The following is an 18,674-nucleotide window of genomic DNA, read 5'->3' on the forward strand; positions in this document are numbered from 1 at the left end:
CCAACAGGCTGTTGCAACTAGTGTTCCAAGTTAATAAACGATAAATACAGCGATAATAAAGGGCTAGGTAGTAATCTTTAGGTTACTGTTGCATTGCTTTAGTGAACTTGTGCACTATATTGGTGCGCATATTGATAAAATGTAATACGGCGAGAAAAAAACGCGCTACCAAATGATAGCGCGCGAGTAAGAGTCGAGTTATTACGTTTAGAAATCGGGGGAGATTTCGAAAACAAATTTAGGTTATCTTGCTCGTGGGTGAATAACAAACGAGAAGAAATCACTCGTATAGTTGAATTATATTCACTTGTTGTTAATCCAACTTATATCATTCAAATAGGTTGCTAAAATGATCATAAACGGCAAGTCAACGTTGTTAAATAAATCCATTTCATTTATTTTCGATAGACTAGATTCCTCCAAAGTTTAGGTTGAGCCCTATCCATTGTTGACTCGATGACCTTTAAATAATACGACATGTTTGATCAATCGATATTGAAATAAGATGTTATTTAGTTATTTAAATTCAAATGCTTACATTAATCTGTCAGGCTTTTTTAATAATCCGTCAGTATTTTTTCATAATCGATAAGTATTCGCTCAACGTCAGACTCTATAGTGAGGCTGTAAAAAAATAATAAAAAGATCGTTACATAAAATAAGTTTGGGGAAGGTCATGACAACAATAATACAATCACCGACCGCGCAAGGACGTTTAAAAAAATCACTACTCGCGCAAGTCATTATTTCTGCTATATCACTATCTTCTGTTTCTGCCTTGGCCGCTGAACAAGCGGACGAAAAGAACGATGACACTGACATCGAAGTGATGACGGTAACAGCGCAAAAACGCGTACAAAATATTCTAAAAGTTCCTGTGACTGTTGCTAGTGTCTCGCAAGAAACGATTGAAAAAACCACATCCATTTTACTTTCTGACATCGATGTTTTTATACCTGGCTTTGAGTTTAGCGATGGCAATATGACGCAAGCTGGCGTCACCATGCGCGGGATTTCAAGCCCTAATATTAGTGTTGGTGGCGATCCGTCAACTGCTATTTTCTACGACGATGTTTACATGCCAAGAGCTGCGCAAAACGTGTTGTTTTCTGATATGGCTCGGGTCGAAGTATTGAAAGGGCCACAAGGTACCTTGTTCGGCCGAAACGCGGCGATGGGTGTCGTCAATATGGTGCCTAATTCACCACACGATGAATTTGAAGGTTTTGTTAAAGGGACTTTTGGCACTGATAATTTAGCCCGTATCGAAGGTATGATTAACTTACCAATAAACGATAACGTGTATGTACGTGCTAACTTACTCACCAATGAACAAGATGGCATTGTTGAAAATGTCGCCGAGCCTTCGTGGGCAAAGAATGAAAGCCTGTGGGATCTCGGCGCTCGCGATCACAATGCTGCGCGCATCGCGTTATTTTGGCAAGTTTCAGATAAAACCGATTTTCAATTATCGTATGATTGGGACGATTTAGAACAAGCGCCACCGATGGCGGTTGGGATTAGTGAATACGCTTATAAAAATGGCAAAGAGCCATTCGGCAACAAGGCTGAAAATGACGTATACAAAGGTGTTGAATCGCGTGATATGTATGGTGTTACCGCCAAATTAAATCATGAATTTAACGATCAGTGGTCGATGAAATACGTGTTGAGTTATCGCGATTGGCAAACGGTTAACCGCGAAGATGAAGACGGAACAGCCGACCCAACGCGTTATTTCGACACGTCAAATAATGAAGACTCTAACATTTTATACTCCGAGCTCCAGTTTAATTACGTGAGCAATAAACTCAATGCGGTTGCTGGTATGTCTTATTCAAAAGAAGATGTTAGCCAGACCACCGAACTTAATTTAACCGCTGATACTGCTGCGCGATTAGTGACAGGTGATTTAAATAACTTTATTGAAGCCGGTGTTGCTAGCCAAATTGCTGCGATGATTGGCGGCAATAGTGATGCTCACGCCGAGGCGGCATTTGGCCCAGGTGCTACTTTTGATATGGTGGTGCAAGGCTTTATGGCCGATGCAGGGCTCCCGCTTGAGCACTTGTGGAACGCTGATGAGTGGGCCAATGCGTTAAACGTTTTGGGCTATGGCGCAGATATTATGGCGGCGATTGGTATGCCTGGGCAGCCGCTATCAGCAGATATTGTCAATTTAACGGGTGACTTAACTTACGACATCGTTGCAGCTGAGTTAGGCATTGCAGAAGTGTTTGGACCAAGCTTTGCTGGTGAGTTTTGGCAAGAGTCAGTGAACAACACCGGCAAATTTACCAACTGGGGGATTTTCGCTGATGTTGATTATGCCGTTACCGATAAATGGAACGTGATAGCTGGCGTAAGGTATTCACAAGATGACAAAGACTTTACTTGGTATATCCCTGAAACCCAATTTGCTGCCGTTCGTCCCGGTGTTGGTAATATTATTTTTCCAATGGTTGATCTGGCAGCATCAGACAGCTGGGATAAAATCACGGGGCGGTTAGTGACGAGTTACCAAGTAACCGATAAAGATATGGTTTTTGCCTCGTATTCAACAGGTTATAAATCAGGTGGCTTTGACTCATTAGTGCCAAGTGAGGTTGCTTTTGAACCGGAAGATACTGAGAATTTCGAGGTCGGCTACAAAGGTATTATTTCTGATTCACTTGTTGCTAATGTAAGTGCTTACTACCTAACGTTAACAAACCAACAGCAGAGTGTGTCATCAAAAGAGCCGGGCGATGTTGCGGCGGTTCCTCGAATTATCAATATTGATAAAGACATTACCGGCTTAGAGTTTGATTTGCGCTGGACTATTACACCAACCGTGTCGGTGGGCGTTGTTTCTGAAATTCGCTCAACTGACACTAAGCGCCCTGCGTATTACAACGCGGAAGGGACGTTAATTGAAGCACAAACTACTTCGCAAGATGCGGCATTAAATTACACGCTTAGTTTTGATTGGTTGCCAGATCTAGGCGTTGGTACAACGGCGTTTCATATGAATTACGTGTTTGTTGAAAACCTTAATGCCGATGATCCGGGTTTAGAAGAATACGCGAAAGGCGTGCCTGAGTATTTTGAAGATATCCAAGACTTAAATATGCGTTTATCTTGGATCAATGACAAAGACAACTTAGAGCTTGGCGTTTGGGGTAAAAACTTACTCGATAATGACTACATGTTAAGCCTTGGCGGATTAACGGCTGATCTTCTCGGTACGCCGTTTGGTCGAATTAACCGAGGGTTAGAAGCGGGTATAGATATTAAATACAGCTTTTAAACTTAATCTTCACTGATAAAGTAAAAACGCACCGCTTAGCCGGTGCGTTTTTTGTTGGTGAATGATTTTTAGGTTTTATTTTATCGCGTTCCTGTTTAGTATAATTTTCACTATTGTCGAGTTGTGAGCTTCACATCGACAGATTTTCAATATAATAAAAACGATAATTATCTAAGTATGACGCCAAATTACGAAGCTATTGCGCTGTTTTTTTCGATTTTAGCGCTCTCCCAAATGCTCCTATGCAGCATGTTGCTCATGCCTTTTTGGCGAACAAATCACTCAATTCGGCTGTTTATCATCTTGATGCTCAGTGGTTCGGGCTATTTACTTGGCACAATTTTTACACCCGTTGAAAAATACAGTACGGTGTTTTGGATCAGTCACATTGGCGGTAATGCGTTACCCGGTGTATTTTGGTTGGTGAGCTTGAGTGTTTTTGGCGATCACAATCAATTAAAGCGCTGGCAATATATCGCAGCTTCTATGACCTTAGTGGTCCCCTTGTTTATTGCATTAATTGAATCGACAAAACTTGTTGTTGTTGCAGATTACCCCGCTATTTATGGTTTAACGCGATATGGCGGCTTGCTATTTGAATTGGTCTTGGTCTGCCATGCTTTGATCACCGCAGCCCATTATTGGCGTGACGATTTAGTCAAAGAGCGACGTTATCTTCGCGGCTCGGTGATTGGACTTTCTGCATTTTATATTTTCGTGGTCATTGTTGTTGAGCAGCTATTTGATACCCAATGGCATGGCGTATTTTTAATCAAAAGCATCAGCTTATTTGCACTTATTGCGGGGATTAACTTCTTTTTATTTCAGCTCAATCCGCGCAGTTTATTTGAAACCCAAAAGCCCTCCGAGAGGGTTGAGACCGAAAAACCTTCAACCGCCGTATCAAAAGAGCTTACCGCTATTTTACAGGTGATGGAGCAAGATAAATTATACCAGCAAGAGGGGCTAACCATCACCAGCCTTGCTAAACACCTTGGTATGCACGAATACAAGCTTAGAAACTTAATTAATGGTGAGTTGGGCTATCGCAACTTTAATGATTTTTTAAATTACTACCGCATTCGCGAAGTCACTCACTACCTGATTGAACCTGAGCATTTATCGACCCCAGTTTTAACGCTAGCTTTAGAGAGTGGTTTTCGAAGTCTAAGTTCATTTAACAAGGCATTTAAAGCTCAGCACGGCTTAACACCAACGGAATATCGAAAGAAAAATAGTTAATAAATCAGATATTTAATCGCTAGTTTATTATTTCGTCACGTTTTTTTTGAAATCCGTCAGCATTTACGAGGCGTCAACTTTATATTGATAGATACCAATAACGATAAGGCAATTGATTGTCATGGTATTTAGCAAAATGAAGTTTCCTTTTACCTTTTTAGCGCTGTTTATCAGCGCATTTTTTTCCAATATAGCGGTCGCTGACAAGGCTGCTCAATTATATAAAACCTGTATTGCTTGTCATGGCGAGCAAGGCCGAGGTAACGAAGCGTTAAACGCACCTGCATTAGTTGGGCAACAAGCGTGGTATATCTCAAATCAATTAACATCGTTTAAAAACGGTTGGCGTGGTGCTCATCCTAACGATACGCTTGGCAAACAAATGGCCGCTTTTAGTCAATCGTTATCAAAGGATGATATTACCGAGCTAGCGCAATATATCAGCGCATTGCCAACGGCTTCAGCACGGAAAACGCTTGAGCAATCAGGTAAGGGGTATAGTGCGTACCAAGCGCGTTGTGGTGCTTGCCATGGCAGTGATGCTACTGGTAATGATGCCTTTAAAGCGCCAAATTTAACGCAACTATCACAACATTATCTCGCGCGACAAATGGTCAACTTTACCAAAGGAATTCGAGGAACTAAAACCGAAGATAAATTAGGTCGGCAGATGGCGATGATGGCGAAAGCTATCTCTGAAGAAGAACTAACGCTTATTCTAGAGCACCTTGCTAAATAGGTTAGATTATGCGCGTTTTACTTTTCACTGTGCTAATGACTTGGGCTTTTCTTGCTCAAGCAAATAGCCAAACAAACGCTCAATCAACGTTTGCATTAAATCAGCAGTGCCCGCCGAGCTTTGAGTTAACAGAGCAAGGCGTGTGCCGATTACTCACTCGTTACCAGTTTTACGACTCAATTCAAAATCGCGGTGTTGGTGGTACCCAAACCTCCTTGCCTCCCCATCGAGATGGCTACACCCCTGCGCAAATTGATTTGGGTCGTTTCCTATTTTTCGACCCGATTCTGTCAAAAGACGGCAGTTTATCGTGCGCCAGTTGCCATCAACCTGATAAGGGCTTTAGTGATGATTTAGACCGCTCAATTGGTATTACAGGCGAAAAGGTTAAACGCAGTGCGCCAACCCTGTGGAATGTCGCTTTTATCGATAAGTTTTTTTGGGATGCCAGAGCCAATAGTTTAGAAGAGCAGGCTGCAGGCCCATTATTCGACCCGCTAGAAATGGGCAATAATCCAGCGAAGTTATTAGCTGACTTAAACAGTAATACCGATTATCAGGCGATGTTTAAACAGGCTTTTCCCGGTCAACAAACAATTGTACTTGAGCAAATTTACAGTGCGTTAGCGGCCTTTCAAAATTCACTAATATCACTCAATAGTCGCTACGATCAGTATGCTCACGGTTATCATCAAGCGTTGACTGAAAAAGAGATCGCGGGGTTGAACGTCTATCGTTCGTTTGTTGCGCGTTGCTCTGAATGTCATCAACCGCCGCTATTTACCAATAACCAAGTTGCTGTTATTGGCACGCCAGAGCCAGAGGGCTTAGCTTTTGATATTGGCGCAGAGCAAACCTTCAATGCGAAAAAGTTACGCGGTGGCTTCAAAGTGCCAACGCTGCGCAATATCGTCAAAACAGCACCTTACATGCACTCTGGTAAGTTTGACAGCTTGTTTGACGCTGTTGAGTTCTACAACAAAGGTCGAGGCCATGCGATCCCTAAAGATCAGCAATTGCAAATTCATTGGCATATTACATCGCCCGATTTAACTAAGCATGAGCTTGAATTAATTGTCGCGTTTTTAGGCACCTTAACTGATGAGAGTTTAACACCCGCAATACCTCAACAGGTGCCCTCGGGTTTACCTGTTGTCGATGAAAAATATCAACAAACCCACCTCAATAATAATCAGTATAGTGGAGAGTAATATGAGTTCAGGAAAAATACTGGCACTTGTGCTAGTGGTCGGCGCTTTTGCCGGTGGAGCCTATTATGGCTCGAGTCAACATAGTGCCCCTGTGATCACTAAAGCCAGTGAAGGCGCAAGTTATGGCGGTGGATATGACAAATCAGCAGACACTGATGCAACGCCGTCGACAACAACAGCGGCAGCTAAAGCGGATGTGCAAGGTCAAGTACACGTGGTTGAAGACGGTGAATCGATTATGGCGGCGGTACAACAAGCCGTGCCCGGCGATACTATTCAAGTTATGCCGGGCACCTATCACGAAACGGTTTACATTGATAAAGACAATATCTCGATTATCGGTGTAATCCAAGAAGGCCAGCGCGCCACCTTAGACGGTGAAAAAGTGCTCAACGATGCCATTTTATATTCGGGTAACAACTTTGTCGTTGAGAACTTAAAGATCACCAACTACAAGGGCAATGCGATTATGGGGCAGGCGGGTAACAACTTTGAAATTCGTAATAATGTGATTGTTGATACTGGTGTTTACGGTATTTTTCCACAATTGGGCAAAAATGGTGTGGTTGAATACAACGTGATTTCAGGTATCGAAGATGCCGCAATATACGTTGGGATGAGCGATAATATCCACGTTGCCTACAACGATGTGTTTGATAGCGTTGCCGGTATTGAAATTGAAAACTCGCGCCATGCTATTGTTGAAAACAATTATGTTCACAATAACACGGGGGGGTTTTAGCGTTTATTACGCCTGGTTTACCTATCAAAACGACCTATGATGTCATTATTCGCAACAACTTTATTGTGGGTAATAACCACAAAAATTTTGGTGCTCCAGGCTCAACAGTTGCCGGTATTCCCCCGGGTACGGGGATTTTGATCATGGCGGCTGATGAAGTGATTGTTGAAGGTAATGTTATCTCAGATAACAAAACCGCAGGTATCTTAATCACGGACCATCAAAATGCGCCGAACACCACGATAGACCCTGAGTCTGATCCAAGTCCTGATAAAGTGATGATCTTGGATAACTTAATGCTAAACAATGGCTACGACACCATTGATGAAGTTAAAGCTTTAATGCTGACAGAATTTAAGCAAGGCAAGCCCGATATTATTCGCGTTGGTAGCACTCGTGAGAGCTGTATTATCAATCGTCATCGCTATGTTACTGTTGGTGTGAAAAACTGGGATGAATGCAGTTTTAGTAATACTAATGGTGTGGTGACTTATTTACTTGATGAACCCGTACCACCCAGAGCCATCGATCCAAGCGAACGCGGTAAAGTGGTTTATATGGGGATATGCGCTGGTTGTCATACCTATACAGGTCGCATGATTGGTCCGCCAGTACAAATTATTCAAGCGCTATACATGGATAATCCTCAAGGTATTGCTGATTACATCGAAAAACCCACGAAAAAGCGCGATGACTATCCAGAAATGCCACCGCAAAACTATTTAGATGCCGATACGCGTTTAGCTGTTGCTAAGTATATGCTTGGACGCACTAACTAAGTTTCGCTTATATTTAATTAAACAAGGTAAGGGGCTTTGAGCCTCTTACTCGCTCTAGATTACATAGTTTACGTTTAATTACTTAGCATTAGGGAATACCGATATTTTTGGCTATGATGTAATTGATGATAACAAGTTTTATTATTAAGGCAGGTCGTGTTGCGTCAATCAGTATTACAACATTTTTTATGCTTAGCGTGTTTTATCGCTTCCTGTTTGTTTTCTGTTCACCTTTATGCGATCGAAAAAGAAAAAATAGTCGTGGGCACTGATGTTTGGGTTGGTGTCACCAATGAGGATGGCACTGGTACATACCTCGAGCTACTTTACGAGATATACGGTAAGGAAAACCTCGAAATAAACTTTATGCCATTTAATCGAGTGATTGACTCGTTCAATAAAGGGGCAATCGATATTGCGATTGGCCTATTTCGCGATGATGTCGACAGAGCCATTTTTCCTAACTGGTATCTCGATATTGAATATCCTATTATCGCGATCTATAACAAAGAACGGCACACCATTAATAAAGCATCTGATTTGAAGGACCTTAACCTGAGTTGGATGCGAGGCTATGGTTTTGGCCGTTATTTGCCTGAAGCTAAAAACATTTATCAGCTCACTTCAGTATGGACGGGCTTTGAGATGTTGATGAAAGGCCGGATAGATGCCCTTATCGACTATCCATACAATATTCCTGAACACTATAGCGATAAACTTGCGGCATTTGAGTTAATTCCGGAGCGTTATATTTTTAATGCGTTTCAGAAAAACTTACACGGTAAAAAATTGGCAGAGCGATACGACAAGCGCATGGCGCAAATGCGAGATGATGGTACATTGAAGCAGTTGTTTAAAGCTGAGTATCAGCGCAGTAATTTTGAAAGCTTTAATCCGAATAAAGAGACCATGCTAATCTTTACCGATGAGGCAGGGGTGTTCTATAGCCACAAGGAGGACAGTGTTGAGCTGTCAAATCGCCTTAGTAGTAGTTTAAATTTAATTTTTGATCAAATGATCCATTATCACGTTGAATATAAATTGGTTAGAGATTTTTCAAATATCACCGACTATGCTCAACAAGAAAATACCTGTTTCTCTGATATGATCAAAACGCCAGAGCGCGAAAAGCGCTTTATATTCAGCAAACCTACCTCTTTATACTTAGGGATGGCATTGCACTCAGCGCAGCCATTAGCTATAGAAGGTGATGCTCAATTGTCTGAGTTAGCCACTTATTTACCCGATTATAAGCTGGGTTTAGTCAATGGGCGAAGCTATGGCGAAATACTCGATCAGCAAATTAGTCAAGTCCCCTTACTCAATGTTTTTGATGTGCCGGCAGAGGTCGACAAAATTGCTAAGTTATTAGCGCGTAACCGATTTGACTTAGTCATTGAGTATCCACAAGACATCCATTATTACTGGGAACAATACAGTGATAAGCCACTTTACAGCTATCCAATCGCTGGTGCTGAGCCCTATATTTTAGGCCACTTTATGTGTTCTAATACGCCTTCGGGTAGAGCATTTATTGAAGCGGTCAATCAAAGCTTGCGCAAGCTAAACGCAAGTAGCGTGCTCTATAATCAACAACAAGAATTTATTGCGCCATCGCAAAAAGCAATTTTTGAAAAATACTTTAATATGGCAATGTATAACTAGCACGCTTTTTCAATTTCTGGTCGCAATAACCATCTATTTATAAAAGGTTCTATGTCGGTGAGTAAATCTATCAATGAGTTAGCTAAAGACAATTTTCAGTGGGTTGAGTCTATGGGGTGGCACAATAAAACAGTGCTAGAAGCACTTGCGTTAGTGGCATCAGAAGTAGGCGAGGCGATTAACGAGTGCCGCCAACAAGAGCCAACACCAGCTTTTCAAGAAGAGTTAGCCGATATCATTTTGCGAGTGCTCGATATTGCTCATTGGCAAGGTATAGATATTGAGCAAGCCTTAGTTGACAAAATGGCGAAAAATCAAGCCCGTGGTGCTAGAGGTCGCATTAAATAATAGTTTAAGTTTATTTGTAAAATGTATCTGTTAAAGGTGAATGAGCAAATAACAGTGTCAGAAAAATTGACATGTATTGTAATGTCAAAAATCTTTTGATTTGAAGATATTGACTCTATTGTAGTTTTTTTTAAGGCAGGTTTTTTGCTTGTCACTTTCACCTTTTCCTTCCCTGGTATCGATTATGAAAAAGATTCGGAAATCTATTTATTCGCTTTCTGTTTTTGTAGTTTGTATGCTTTTAAGTTTTGTGAACAAAGCAACTGTCATTGTTGGCAACCCGACTGGCGATGCAATCGTCACTGCGGCGCCGTTAGACGGTTATACTTATTTAGTGCCAGAAAGTAACCCTATCTTCAATTTTACTGCGATGGGGGGCGTGTCCTCCGAAATCCAATGGGAAAGTGGTTCATTAGATGATGAATTTTATTGGGTTGACTATTTAAAAGAGCCTCAAAATTTTAACCAACCTGCGAATATACTTTTCTATTATGGCTTTAAATTAAATGGCAGTCCTGCACTAACCTTGGAAAAATGGCTTGTTGGCCAAGACGGTTCAGATATCTGTACTCAGCAAGACTACCCCGATCAAACACAAACTAGAACGTTTTATTGTGGTACAGCACAATTTTCAAAAATTGATGTGTTGCTACCAATATCTGTGCCCGAGGGGCGTTACCAGTTACAGTTGATTCATCAGGTTATTTTTGAGACTAGCGAAATATTAGTTGCCGATTCAGAACTTATTTCTTTTGAAGTAAAAGCTGTTCCGGTATTTGAGCCAACATCTTTGGTATTGTTTAGCCTTGGCGTATTGTTTACGTTTATTCCGCGCAGAGATAGTCGGTATTTTAAAGCCTAAATTTGACACACGCTAAGGCAAAAGCTCTGCTCTTGATACCATCCATGACAATAACACCTGTTAACAAGGCCTAGTTAACAAAATGGCGAAAAACCAAGCGCGCGGTGCTAGAGGTCGGCTCAAGTAATACCACTGTTGCAAATTGCATGCTTGTCGTTGGTGATTCTTGCAATTTGCAATGTAAAACGCTTTTCAATCCTTTGTGTTTTTTATAATTTATTGAAAATTAAAGATAATTCGTGTTGGCTTGGTAATTGAATTAACTACTACAGCGGTGTTAACCATGTGAGGTAGTAGTTATGAATATCGTCAAAGTAGTTTGTTTTTCCTCGTTATGTTCTTTAAGCCTACCAGCTGTTGCTGGGGTTATTAATTTTGAGTCAGAAGACTTTTGTCATGGCTCCCACGACAATCATGTCATCGATATTCATCATGCCTTTCAAGTAAGTGGTGTCTCAGTAACCTTTGGTTTCGATACCGATGCTGATGGTGTTGTTGACGCGCCCGCCGTTATCGAACAATCGGGTAATAAAGACAAAGGCAATGACACCGGTTTTTGGGGCATTGGCGGAGCGAAAGATGTTGCTGCACCAGGTTACAAACAGCAACTGGGTAACTACTTTATACGTCAACAGCGCCCATACAAGCCTTTTGGTGTTTTTACTATACTGTATGATTCAGCTCTGCCAGTTACCGCTGCATCAGGTGAAATTTGGGATATTGATGGTAATAAACGCAATACCGAGCAATTTAAGGTTAGTGCGTTCAATCAAAATCGTTTACTCGACTCTGTGCTATCACCACTTGGTAATAATATGGCGTTAGACGGCAAGCCTTGGACGTTTGGCTTTAGCGGATTAACTGATATTACAAAAATTGAAATCGAATTTACTGGCAGTAAAAAAAGCGGTATCGGTTTAGCGTTTGATAATTTCTCGCCGATTCAAAATCGTCAATTACTATCTGCCGTTTCAGTGCCTGAGCCGAATAGTTTATTTATTCTGTCATTGGGTATTTTGGCATTCGCTGGACGTAAATCACTGGCTTTTGTTGACAAAAAATAATCGCTATTAGGTCAAAGCGACCAGTTGGCTTGGCACAACCGTTCAATAAACCAGTTGAAGGCTTTACCGTCTTGGCCCTTGTTCCAAGCAATATAAAGGCTTTGGGCGGGTCGAGGAATAGAGCAGGGGATAGCTACCAACTCTCCCGAATTTAAATAAGGTGTGGCTAAATGTAAGGGCAGGAAGCCGACACCGAAACCTTGTTTTTGTGCATTAAGCTTGGCTTGCATGCTATTTACTCTTATCACTTGTTTACTGTTGAATAAGCCACTATCGCGCACTGGCAATAATTGAGAGGTATCGGCAACGACGACCGCTGGGTAATCGGCTAGATCTTCAGGCTCTATGATCTTTTTCACCGCGAGCGGATGACTTGCAGAAACGGCAAAAACAAAGGAAATATCGGCTATTTTATGGGTGTGAAAGCGGCCTTTAGGCAACTCTCCAGAAGCGCCAATTACAATATCAGCACGCTTGCTGTGCAGTGCATCCCAACCACCCCCTAATGCTTCGACACTTAGCGAAAAATCAACTTGATGTGGAAGCTGAGTAAATTCGTTGAGCAAACCATATAACACCTGTTCGGGCACAACGGTGTCGCGAGCAATACGCAATTCTTTTTCCCAACCACTTTCTAGTTGCGACAGCGCGTCTGTCATTTTCGTTGCGGCAAAGAGTATCTCTCGACCGTGTTCGAGTACCAATCTGCCCGCTGGCGTTAACACGGCTCGCTGCTTCGAGCGGTCAAATAAACTGGTGTTGAGATCTTCCTCAAGTTTCTTGATCGTATAAGTCAGTGCCGAGGGTACTTTATAAAGGGATTGCGCAGCGGCAGAGAAGCTTCCTTTGCGATCAATGGCATCTAAGGCTCGTAACGCATCTAAAGTAATAGCGTGGTGCATATGGCGCTCTTTTTAATGTCCTTTTATTAATGTTCAAATATTTTGAACTTAACTGTCAAAATGTTTCGATTTTTTAATCAAGTTAGCACATATAAACTGTCAATCAATGGCTAAGGGGAGTTTTTCTTTCTCTGGTTGGTTGAAATATTTTGAGGGTATAAATTATGACATCATTGATAAACAAAACATTAACGACAACATCGGGCTATTCACCATTGGCGCTACGAGTGCCTATCGGTATCATTTTTATGGCACATGGCGCACAAAAATTATTTGGTTGGTTTGGTGGCTATGGTCTAGAAGCAACGGGTAATTGGATGGCTTCAATTGGTTTGGCCCCGGGCTTTTTGATGGCCTTACTCGCAGGTAGTGCAGAGTTCTTTGGTGGTTTAATGCTTGTATTGGGCTTGTTAACTCGCCCTGCTGCTTTTGTACTAGCAATAACTATGGTTGTGGCGATATTTTCAGTTCACTTTGCCAATGGTCTGTTCATGGCAAATAATGGCTATGAATTTGGTTTGGCCTTACTTGCAGCAAGTGTGTCGTTGGCAATCTCAGGTGCCGGCAAGCTGTCAGCAGATGCTATCTTGGCTAAAAAGTTAGCTTGAGCTTAACATTAACTATAAGGCAGGGGCGCACCTATGATTACAGTACGCAAAAGTGAAGACCGAGGCGTCGCTAACTTCGGTTGGCTGCAAAGCAAACACAGTTTTTCATTCGGTCATTATTACGACCCAGCGCACATGGGGCACTCGGTACTTAGAGTGATCAATGACGATGTGGTTGCCCCTAGCGCAGGCTTTGATACCCATGGTCATCGCAACATGGAAATTATTAGCTTGGTGCTTGAAGGCGATATTATCCATCAAGATAGCGCAGGCCATCGTCAAGTGTTACCTGCTGGTGAATTTCAACTGATGTCGGCTGGCCGTGGTATTTTTCACAGTGAATTTAATCATTCTCGGGCTAAGCCACTTAAGTTTTTACAAATTTGGATCGAGCCAAATCAACATGGTACTGCGCCGAGTTATCAGCAAAAGTCGTTTGGCAGCGAGTTGGGCTTAACGACCATTATTACGCCAGATGGTGCCAATGATACGTTGCAAATAAAGCAAAACGCTAAATTGCACCAATTGATTTTAGCCAGCGGCAGTGGCTTAACATTCAATACATCTATTGGTCGCAAACTTTACGTACATTTGATTACTGGCAAATTATTGATTAATCAAGTGGCGCTAAGTGCTGGCGATGGCGCGAAAATTAGTGATTTACAGCAACTTGAACTGCTCAACGGTGGCAGTGATACAGTGACCGCATTAGTGTTTGAATTACCGTAGAAAAGGGCAAGTATTATGGGATTATTAGTCGATGGTGTATGGCATGACAGCTGGTATAACACCGAAAAATCGAAAGGCAAATTTGAGCGAGAAGAAGCGCAATTGAGAAATTGGATAACACCTGATGGCAGCGCAGGGCCAACAGGTAAGGGCGGCTTTAAAGCTGAATCTGGTCGTTATCACCTATATGTATCTCTAGCTTGCCCTTGGGCACACCGCACGCTAATTTTTCGCGCGTTAAAAGGGCTGTCTGAACATATTAGTGTCTCGGTGGTTAGCCCTGATATGTTAAGTAACGGTTGGACATTCGAAAAAGACAATCACAGCACGGGTGATGATTTGTTTGATAGCGAGTTTATGCATCAAGTGTATACGCGCAATAACCCAACTTATAGCGGCCGGGTAACAGTGCCGGTACTATGGGATAAACAGCAAGGCTGTATTGTTTCTAATGAATCTTCGGAAATTATTCGTATGTTAAATAGCGCATTTGATGATATTACCGGTAACACCTTAGATTTTTACCCAAGTGAGCAACAACAAGCAATTGACGAGATCAACGAGTTTGTTTATCACAACATTAATAATGGTGTTTATAAGGCGGGTTTTGCAACCACGCAATCGGCTTACGAAGAAGCCTATGAAGCACTGTTTGATGCGCTTGATAAAGTCGATAATATCTTAGCTAAACAGCGCTACTTGGTCGGTGATAAGCTGACCGAAGCCGACTGGCGATTATTCACGACCTTGATTCGCTTTGATGCGGTATACGTGGGGCACTTTAAGTGTAACAAGCAACAAATTGAGCAATATTCGAATTTATCTCAGTATGTGCGTGAGCTATATCAAATAGCGGGTGTTGCTGAAACCGTAGATTTTTATCATATCAAACGACACTACTATTATAGTCACACCATGATCAATCCAACGCAGGTGGTACCTAAAGGGCCAGCGATTGATTACAACGCTGAGCATAATAGAGCTAGGCTTTAAAGGAGTGGATAAAACAGGGAAGCAAAGGTTATAGATTGGCTAGGTGGGACGATGCTGTTGTATTTCGGTTAAAGCCTGATATTCTGGCGATAAATCTACAAGGGAAGGTTTATGTCTATTTTCATTGTTGCTTTGTTTGGGGTTTCTGTATTCCTGCAGACTTATATATATTTTAAAATGAGAAAATATAACCCTGAATTAACAGAAAATATTTTCGGTGCTAAGTCATTTTTTGGTGCCTTTTTTACAGCTGATAAAGAGAGTAACTTAGCTTCTCTTCGTTTTTATTATTACCCTTTAAACTATAAACAAGTTGAACCTTGGGATATCAAATTAGCACTTGTGATTAATTTCATGATTGCCGTGTACCTAACTTATTATGTTTTTATCATGTTAACCTTTTAAGCCGTTTGATAAGTTAACCGAAAGATAGATACAGAAAAGCTTAGCTAAATTTTAACAGTGATCAGCTAAGGTGATTTTAGATTCCGGCCTTCGCCAGAATGACTCATCATCGTCATACCGGCGAAGGCCGGTATCTTATTTTCTAACTCAACTGTTCGGCGTTATGCGATTGCGAGGTTTCTTATAAATGGTGCCTATGGTGGAGTCGAACTGCCAATCCTGCTTAGCTACTGATATCAATCAGTACGCCAGTTTTTATTTTACAAATACAAAAAAGCCCAGCTAATGCTGGGCTTATCTGATGAATGGTGCCTATGGTGGAGTTGAACTGCCAATCCTGCTTAGCTACTGATTTGAATCAGTACGCCAGTTTTTATTTTACAAATACAAAAAAGCCCAGCTGATGCTGGGCTTATCTGATGAATGGTGCCTATGGTGGAGTTGAACTGCCAATCCTGCTTAGCTACTGATTTCAATCAGTAGGTCAGTTTTAATATGACATAAAGCAAAAAAACCAGCCGAAGCTGGTTTCTTAATAAATGGTGCCGACTGCCGGAGTCGAACTGGCGACCTACTGATTACAAGTCAGTTGCTCTACCAACTGAGCTAAGTCGGCACACAAAACTGTGTGCGATAAGCAATGCTTATCTTGGCACCGAATACCTGTTAATAACAGGTATTCAAAATTCTTTGGAATAGATGGTGCCTCGAGGCGGAATCGAACCACCGACACGGGGATTTTCAATCCCCTGCTCTACCGACTGAGCTATCGAGGCGTGTCTATTCAATTTGTCTTTTTGGCCTTGCCTTGAAGACGGGCGCTATTAAACTGTTTTTCGTTTTCTACGTCAACTACTTTTTTAAAATAATTTTCCGTTTGCCTGTTTTTTCTTCGTTTTGCGGTAAAAAACAACGTAATTGCTATTTTCTTAGCCGTTAAGCGTTATAAAGCGTAAACAGTCCAATGGCGATAAAGCCGAGCCCTGCAACATAAGATAAGGTGCGCTCATCAACATATTGCGAAATAAAGGTGCCAACTAACACGCCCATGGCGGTTGCACAAATCAGCGCGGCAGACGCTGCGGCAAATACCATCCATTTACTGACCTCTTTGTCGGCGGCAAACAACATAGTGGCTAATTGGGTTTTATCACCAAGCTCGGCGACAAATACTGAAGCGAAGATAGTTAAAAATATCTTCCAGTCGATACTAAATTCCATCGGCATTATTTCTCTGGTGTGTAACCTTCAATGTGAGGCTCTTTGCCTTCAAATAAAAATTCAACCATGGTTTTTTCTAAAAAGGCACGGTCATCAGGGTTCATCATGTTCATTTTGTGTTCATTGATTAACATGGTTTGTTTTTTCTGCCATAGGCTCCATGCTTCTTTGCCTATGTTGTCAAATATGCGTTTGCCAATTTCACCTGGGTATAGTTGGAAATCCAAACCGTCATCGTCTTTCTTTAAGTGCTGACAAAATACTGTGCGAGTCATCTTTGTTCTTTTAACCTATGATTTTGGAAATAATAGTAACTGTTGAAGCTGCAAGGCCAACAGAGTTTTGTTGTGCGATATCATACCATTGTTGGGCAGATTTTTCGTTTATTTGTGTAGCCGAATGTTGCTCGCATTCGATCACTATCGCAGTGATGTCTAAATGAAAGTGACTAAAGGTATGACGAAAGGCTTCAAACGTTTGCCTTTCTTGCTCAACTAAATTCATTTTTGCTAAAAATAACGATATTTCACTCTCATCAGCGACCTCATGGAAACACCACAAACCACCCCAAATACCACTTGGTGGCCGCTTTTCCATTAACAACTGTGAGTTGATTTTTGGGATCACCATAATCGTTTGCTTTTCAGGGATCGATTTTTTTGGCTTTTTTTGCGGAAACTCGGCCTGTAAACCACCCAAGTTGGCTAAACAGCCTGATTGCAGAGGACATTCTTCACATTTAGGTTTTGAGCGCGTACAAACCATAGCGCCCAAATCCATCATCGCTTGATTAAACTGAGCAACCCCTTTTGCTGGCGTTAAGGTTTCGGTAATTGGCCAAAGTTGCTTTTCGTATTTGGCTTGACCATTGTGGCCCTCAACTGTGTAGCAACGAGCTAACACGCGTTTTACGTTACCGTCTAAAATAGGGTAGTGCTTGTTTAGTGACAAACTTAAAATAGCCCCCGCGGTTGAGCGGCCTATGCCGGGAAGCTCTATCACTTGTTCCAAGGTTTCTGGGAATTTCCCATCGTATTCTCGGTGGATTATTTTAGCTGTTTTGTGAAGGTTTCTGGCGCGGGCGTAATAGCCAAGCCCCGTCCAATGGTGAAGCACACTATCTTCATCGGCTAATGCTAAATCGGAAATTGTCGGGAAACTTGCCATAAACCTTTGGTAATAAGGGATAACGGTAGCGACTTGTGTTTGCTGTAACATAATTTCCGAAATCCAGACCCGATAAGGCGTTTTATTTTGCTGCCAAGGTAAACTTTTTCGGCCTTGTTGCTCGTACCAAGTGAGTACTTGGTTAGCGAAGATATCCGCAGACGTTTGGCTAATCTTAATAGTATTGGTCATAGTGGCGACAGTGTAGCGAATTGATATTTTTGAAACAATCCAACAGATACGTTGTTTTGCGGAAAAAGTTTCACTTTGGCTAGAAAAATTAGCCGTTTCGCACTATTCTTCGCGCATCAGTGTTTTGAGCTAAAGGTTTATGATGAAAAAAGACGCAAAAAGCAGAAATCGCCGTATACGCAAAAAGTTGCGCGTTGATGAGTTTCAAGAATTAGGTTTTGATGTTGCTTGGAAGTTACCTGACGATACAACTGATGAAGCGGTTGACACATTTATTGATAAATTTTTCGCCGAAGTTATTCAAGAGCGCGAACTGGGTTTTGGCGGTGAAGGTGATGTTTTATGGCATGGTCTGATTTGTACGCAAAAACTGGGTAAGTGTACTGAAGAAGATCGCACAGCAGTTGAAAACTGGTTGAAAGCCAATGGTGCCACAACCGTATCAGTATCTGATTTATACGATGTTTGGTGGGAATAGCGCTAACGACCAAACTGGAAAATGAATTGTCTGGATTG

At 41.8% G+C, this 18,674-nt stretch carries 19 protein-coding genes and 2 tRNA genes; 15 read left to right on the top strand and 6 right to left on the bottom strand.

Going from position 1 to position 18,674, the window contains the following annotated elements:
- Positions 1-676 precede the first annotated feature (676 nt).
- The 10 genes from LP316_RS05915 to LP316_RS05955 all read left to right on the top strand — a co-directional run bounded on the left by LP316_RS05915 (position 677) and on the right by LP316_RS05955 (position 11,941).
- Positions 677-3,289 carry a TonB-dependent receptor gene (locus LP316_RS05915; protein WP_193023321.1) on the top strand — a complete coding sequence of 871 codons (2,613 nt, stop codon included), beginning with the start codon at positions 677-679 and terminating at the stop codon, positions 3,287-3,289.
- A gap of 258 nt (positions 3,290-3,547) precedes the next feature.
- The gene (locus LP316_RS05920) at positions 3,548-4,531 is read left to right on the top strand and encodes a helix-turn-helix domain-containing protein (RefSeq protein ID WP_193023323.1); all 984 of its coding nucleotides are present in this window, start codon (positions 3,548-3,550) and stop codon (positions 4,529-4,531) included.
- A gap of 136 nt (positions 4,532-4,667) precedes the next feature.
- Positions 4,668-5,270 carry a c-type cytochrome gene (locus LP316_RS05925; RefSeq protein WP_193023325.1) on the top strand — a complete coding sequence of 201 codons (603 nt, stop codon included), beginning with the start codon at positions 4,668-4,670 and terminating at the stop codon, positions 5,268-5,270.
- A gap of 8 nt (positions 5,271-5,278) precedes the next feature.
- Entirely contained in the window at positions 5,279-6,481 is a 1,203-nt protein-coding gene (locus LP316_RS05930) for a cytochrome-c peroxidase (protein ID WP_193023327.1), read from the top strand.
- Between the two features lies 1 nt (position 6,482).
- Complete coding sequence (locus tag LP316_RS16005) at positions 6,483-7,223, top strand: right-handed parallel beta-helix repeat-containing protein (protein WP_226960814.1); 741 nt, start codon at positions 6,483-6,485, stop codon at positions 7,221-7,223.
- A 65-nt stretch (positions 7,224-7,288) separates the two neighbouring features.
- Positions 7,289-8,002, top strand: a complete 714-nt coding sequence (locus LP316_RS16010; RefSeq protein ID WP_264298968.1) for a c-type cytochrome — start codon at positions 7,289-7,291, stop codon at positions 8,000-8,002.
- A 156-nt stretch (positions 8,003-8,158) separates the two neighbouring features.
- On the top strand, positions 8,159-9,667 hold the full coding sequence (locus tag LP316_RS05940) for a transporter substrate-binding domain-containing protein (protein ID WP_193023329.1): 1,509 nt from the start codon (positions 8,159-8,161) through the stop codon (positions 9,665-9,667).
- Positions 9,668-9,724: 57 nt separating this feature from the next.
- Positions 9,725-10,015, top strand: a complete 291-nt coding sequence (locus tag LP316_RS05945) for a MazG nucleotide pyrophosphohydrolase domain-containing protein (RefSeq protein WP_193023331.1) — start codon at positions 9,725-9,727, stop codon at positions 10,013-10,015.
- 148 nt (positions 10,016-10,163) lie between these two features.
- Positions 10,164-10,877: a hypothetical protein gene (locus LP316_RS05950; protein WP_226960815.1), complete on the top strand. Its 714-nt coding sequence runs from the start codon at positions 10,164-10,166 to the stop codon at positions 10,875-10,877.
- A gap of 299 nt (positions 10,878-11,176) precedes the next feature.
- Entirely contained in the window at positions 11,177-11,941 is a 765-nt protein-coding gene (locus LP316_RS05955; RefSeq protein ID WP_193023335.1) for a PEP-CTERM sorting domain-containing protein, read from the top strand.
- 11 nt (positions 11,942-11,952) lie between these two features.
- On the opposite strand, the gene LP316_RS05960 is transcribed toward LP316_RS05955, so the two are convergent.
- Entirely contained in the window at positions 11,953-12,843 is an 891-nt protein-coding gene (locus LP316_RS05960) for a LysR family transcriptional regulator (RefSeq protein ID WP_193023337.1), read from the bottom strand.
- A 164-nt stretch (positions 12,844-13,007) separates the two neighbouring features.
- Between LP316_RS05960 and LP316_RS05965 the strand changes: the two genes are divergently transcribed.
- The 4 genes from LP316_RS05965 (at position 13,008) to LP316_RS05980 (ending at position 15,578) form a co-directional block, all read left to right on the top strand.
- Positions 13,008-13,451 (top strand): DoxX family protein, encoded by a 444-nt coding sequence (locus LP316_RS05965; RefSeq protein WP_193023339.1) that lies wholly within the window; start codon positions 13,008-13,010, stop codon positions 13,449-13,451.
- 33 nt (positions 13,452-13,484) lie between these two features.
- Positions 13,485-14,180, top strand: coding sequence for a pirin family protein (locus LP316_RS05970; protein WP_193023341.1), 696 nt, complete (start codon positions 13,485-13,487; stop codon positions 14,178-14,180).
- A gap of 15 nt (positions 14,181-14,195) precedes the next feature.
- Positions 14,196-15,173 carry a glutathione S-transferase family protein gene (locus tag LP316_RS05975; RefSeq protein WP_193023343.1) on the top strand — a complete coding sequence of 326 codons (978 nt, stop codon included), beginning with the start codon at positions 14,196-14,198 and terminating at the stop codon, positions 15,171-15,173.
- Positions 15,174-15,284: 111 nt separating this feature from the next.
- A complete protein-coding gene (locus LP316_RS05980; protein WP_193023345.1) occupies positions 15,285-15,578 on the top strand; it encodes a hypothetical protein in 294 nt (97 codons plus the stop codon).
- A 540-nt stretch (positions 15,579-16,118) separates the two neighbouring features.
- Here LP316_RS05980 and LP316_RS05985 read toward each other — a convergent pair.
- The 5 genes from LP316_RS05985 to mutY form a co-directional block, all read right to left on the bottom strand.
- Positions 16,119-16,194, bottom strand: a tRNA-Thr gene (locus LP316_RS05985).
- Between the two features lie 84 nt (positions 16,195-16,278).
- A tRNA-Phe gene (locus LP316_RS05990) sits at positions 16,279-16,354 on the bottom strand.
- 160 nt (positions 16,355-16,514) lie between these two features.
- Entirely contained in the window at positions 16,515-16,799 is a 285-nt protein-coding gene (locus LP316_RS05995) for a TMEM165/GDT1 family protein (protein WP_226960816.1), read from the bottom strand.
- A 5-nt stretch (positions 16,800-16,804) separates the two neighbouring features.
- Entirely contained in the window at positions 16,805-17,074 is a 270-nt protein-coding gene (locus LP316_RS06000) for an oxidative damage protection protein (RefSeq protein ID WP_193023347.1), read from the bottom strand.
- Positions 17,075-17,084: 10 nt separating this feature from the next.
- On the bottom strand, positions 17,085-18,158 hold the full coding sequence (gene mutY / locus LP316_RS06005; protein WP_193023349.1) for an A/G-specific adenine glycosylase: 1,074 nt from the start codon (positions 18,156-18,158) through the stop codon (positions 17,085-17,087).
- A gap of 142 nt (positions 18,159-18,300) precedes the next feature.
- Here mutY and LP316_RS06010 point away from each other — a divergent pair, with 142 nt between their 5' ends.
- A complete protein-coding gene (locus tag LP316_RS06010) occupies positions 18,301-18,636 on the top strand; it encodes a YggL family protein (RefSeq protein ID WP_193023351.1) in 336 nt (111 codons plus the stop codon).
- Positions 18,637-18,674 lie beyond the last annotated feature (38 nt).

It is taken from the genome of Thalassotalea sp. LPB0316 (assembly GCF_014898095.1).
GTDB lineage: Bacteria > Pseudomonadota > Gammaproteobacteria > Enterobacterales > Alteromonadaceae > Thalassotalea_G.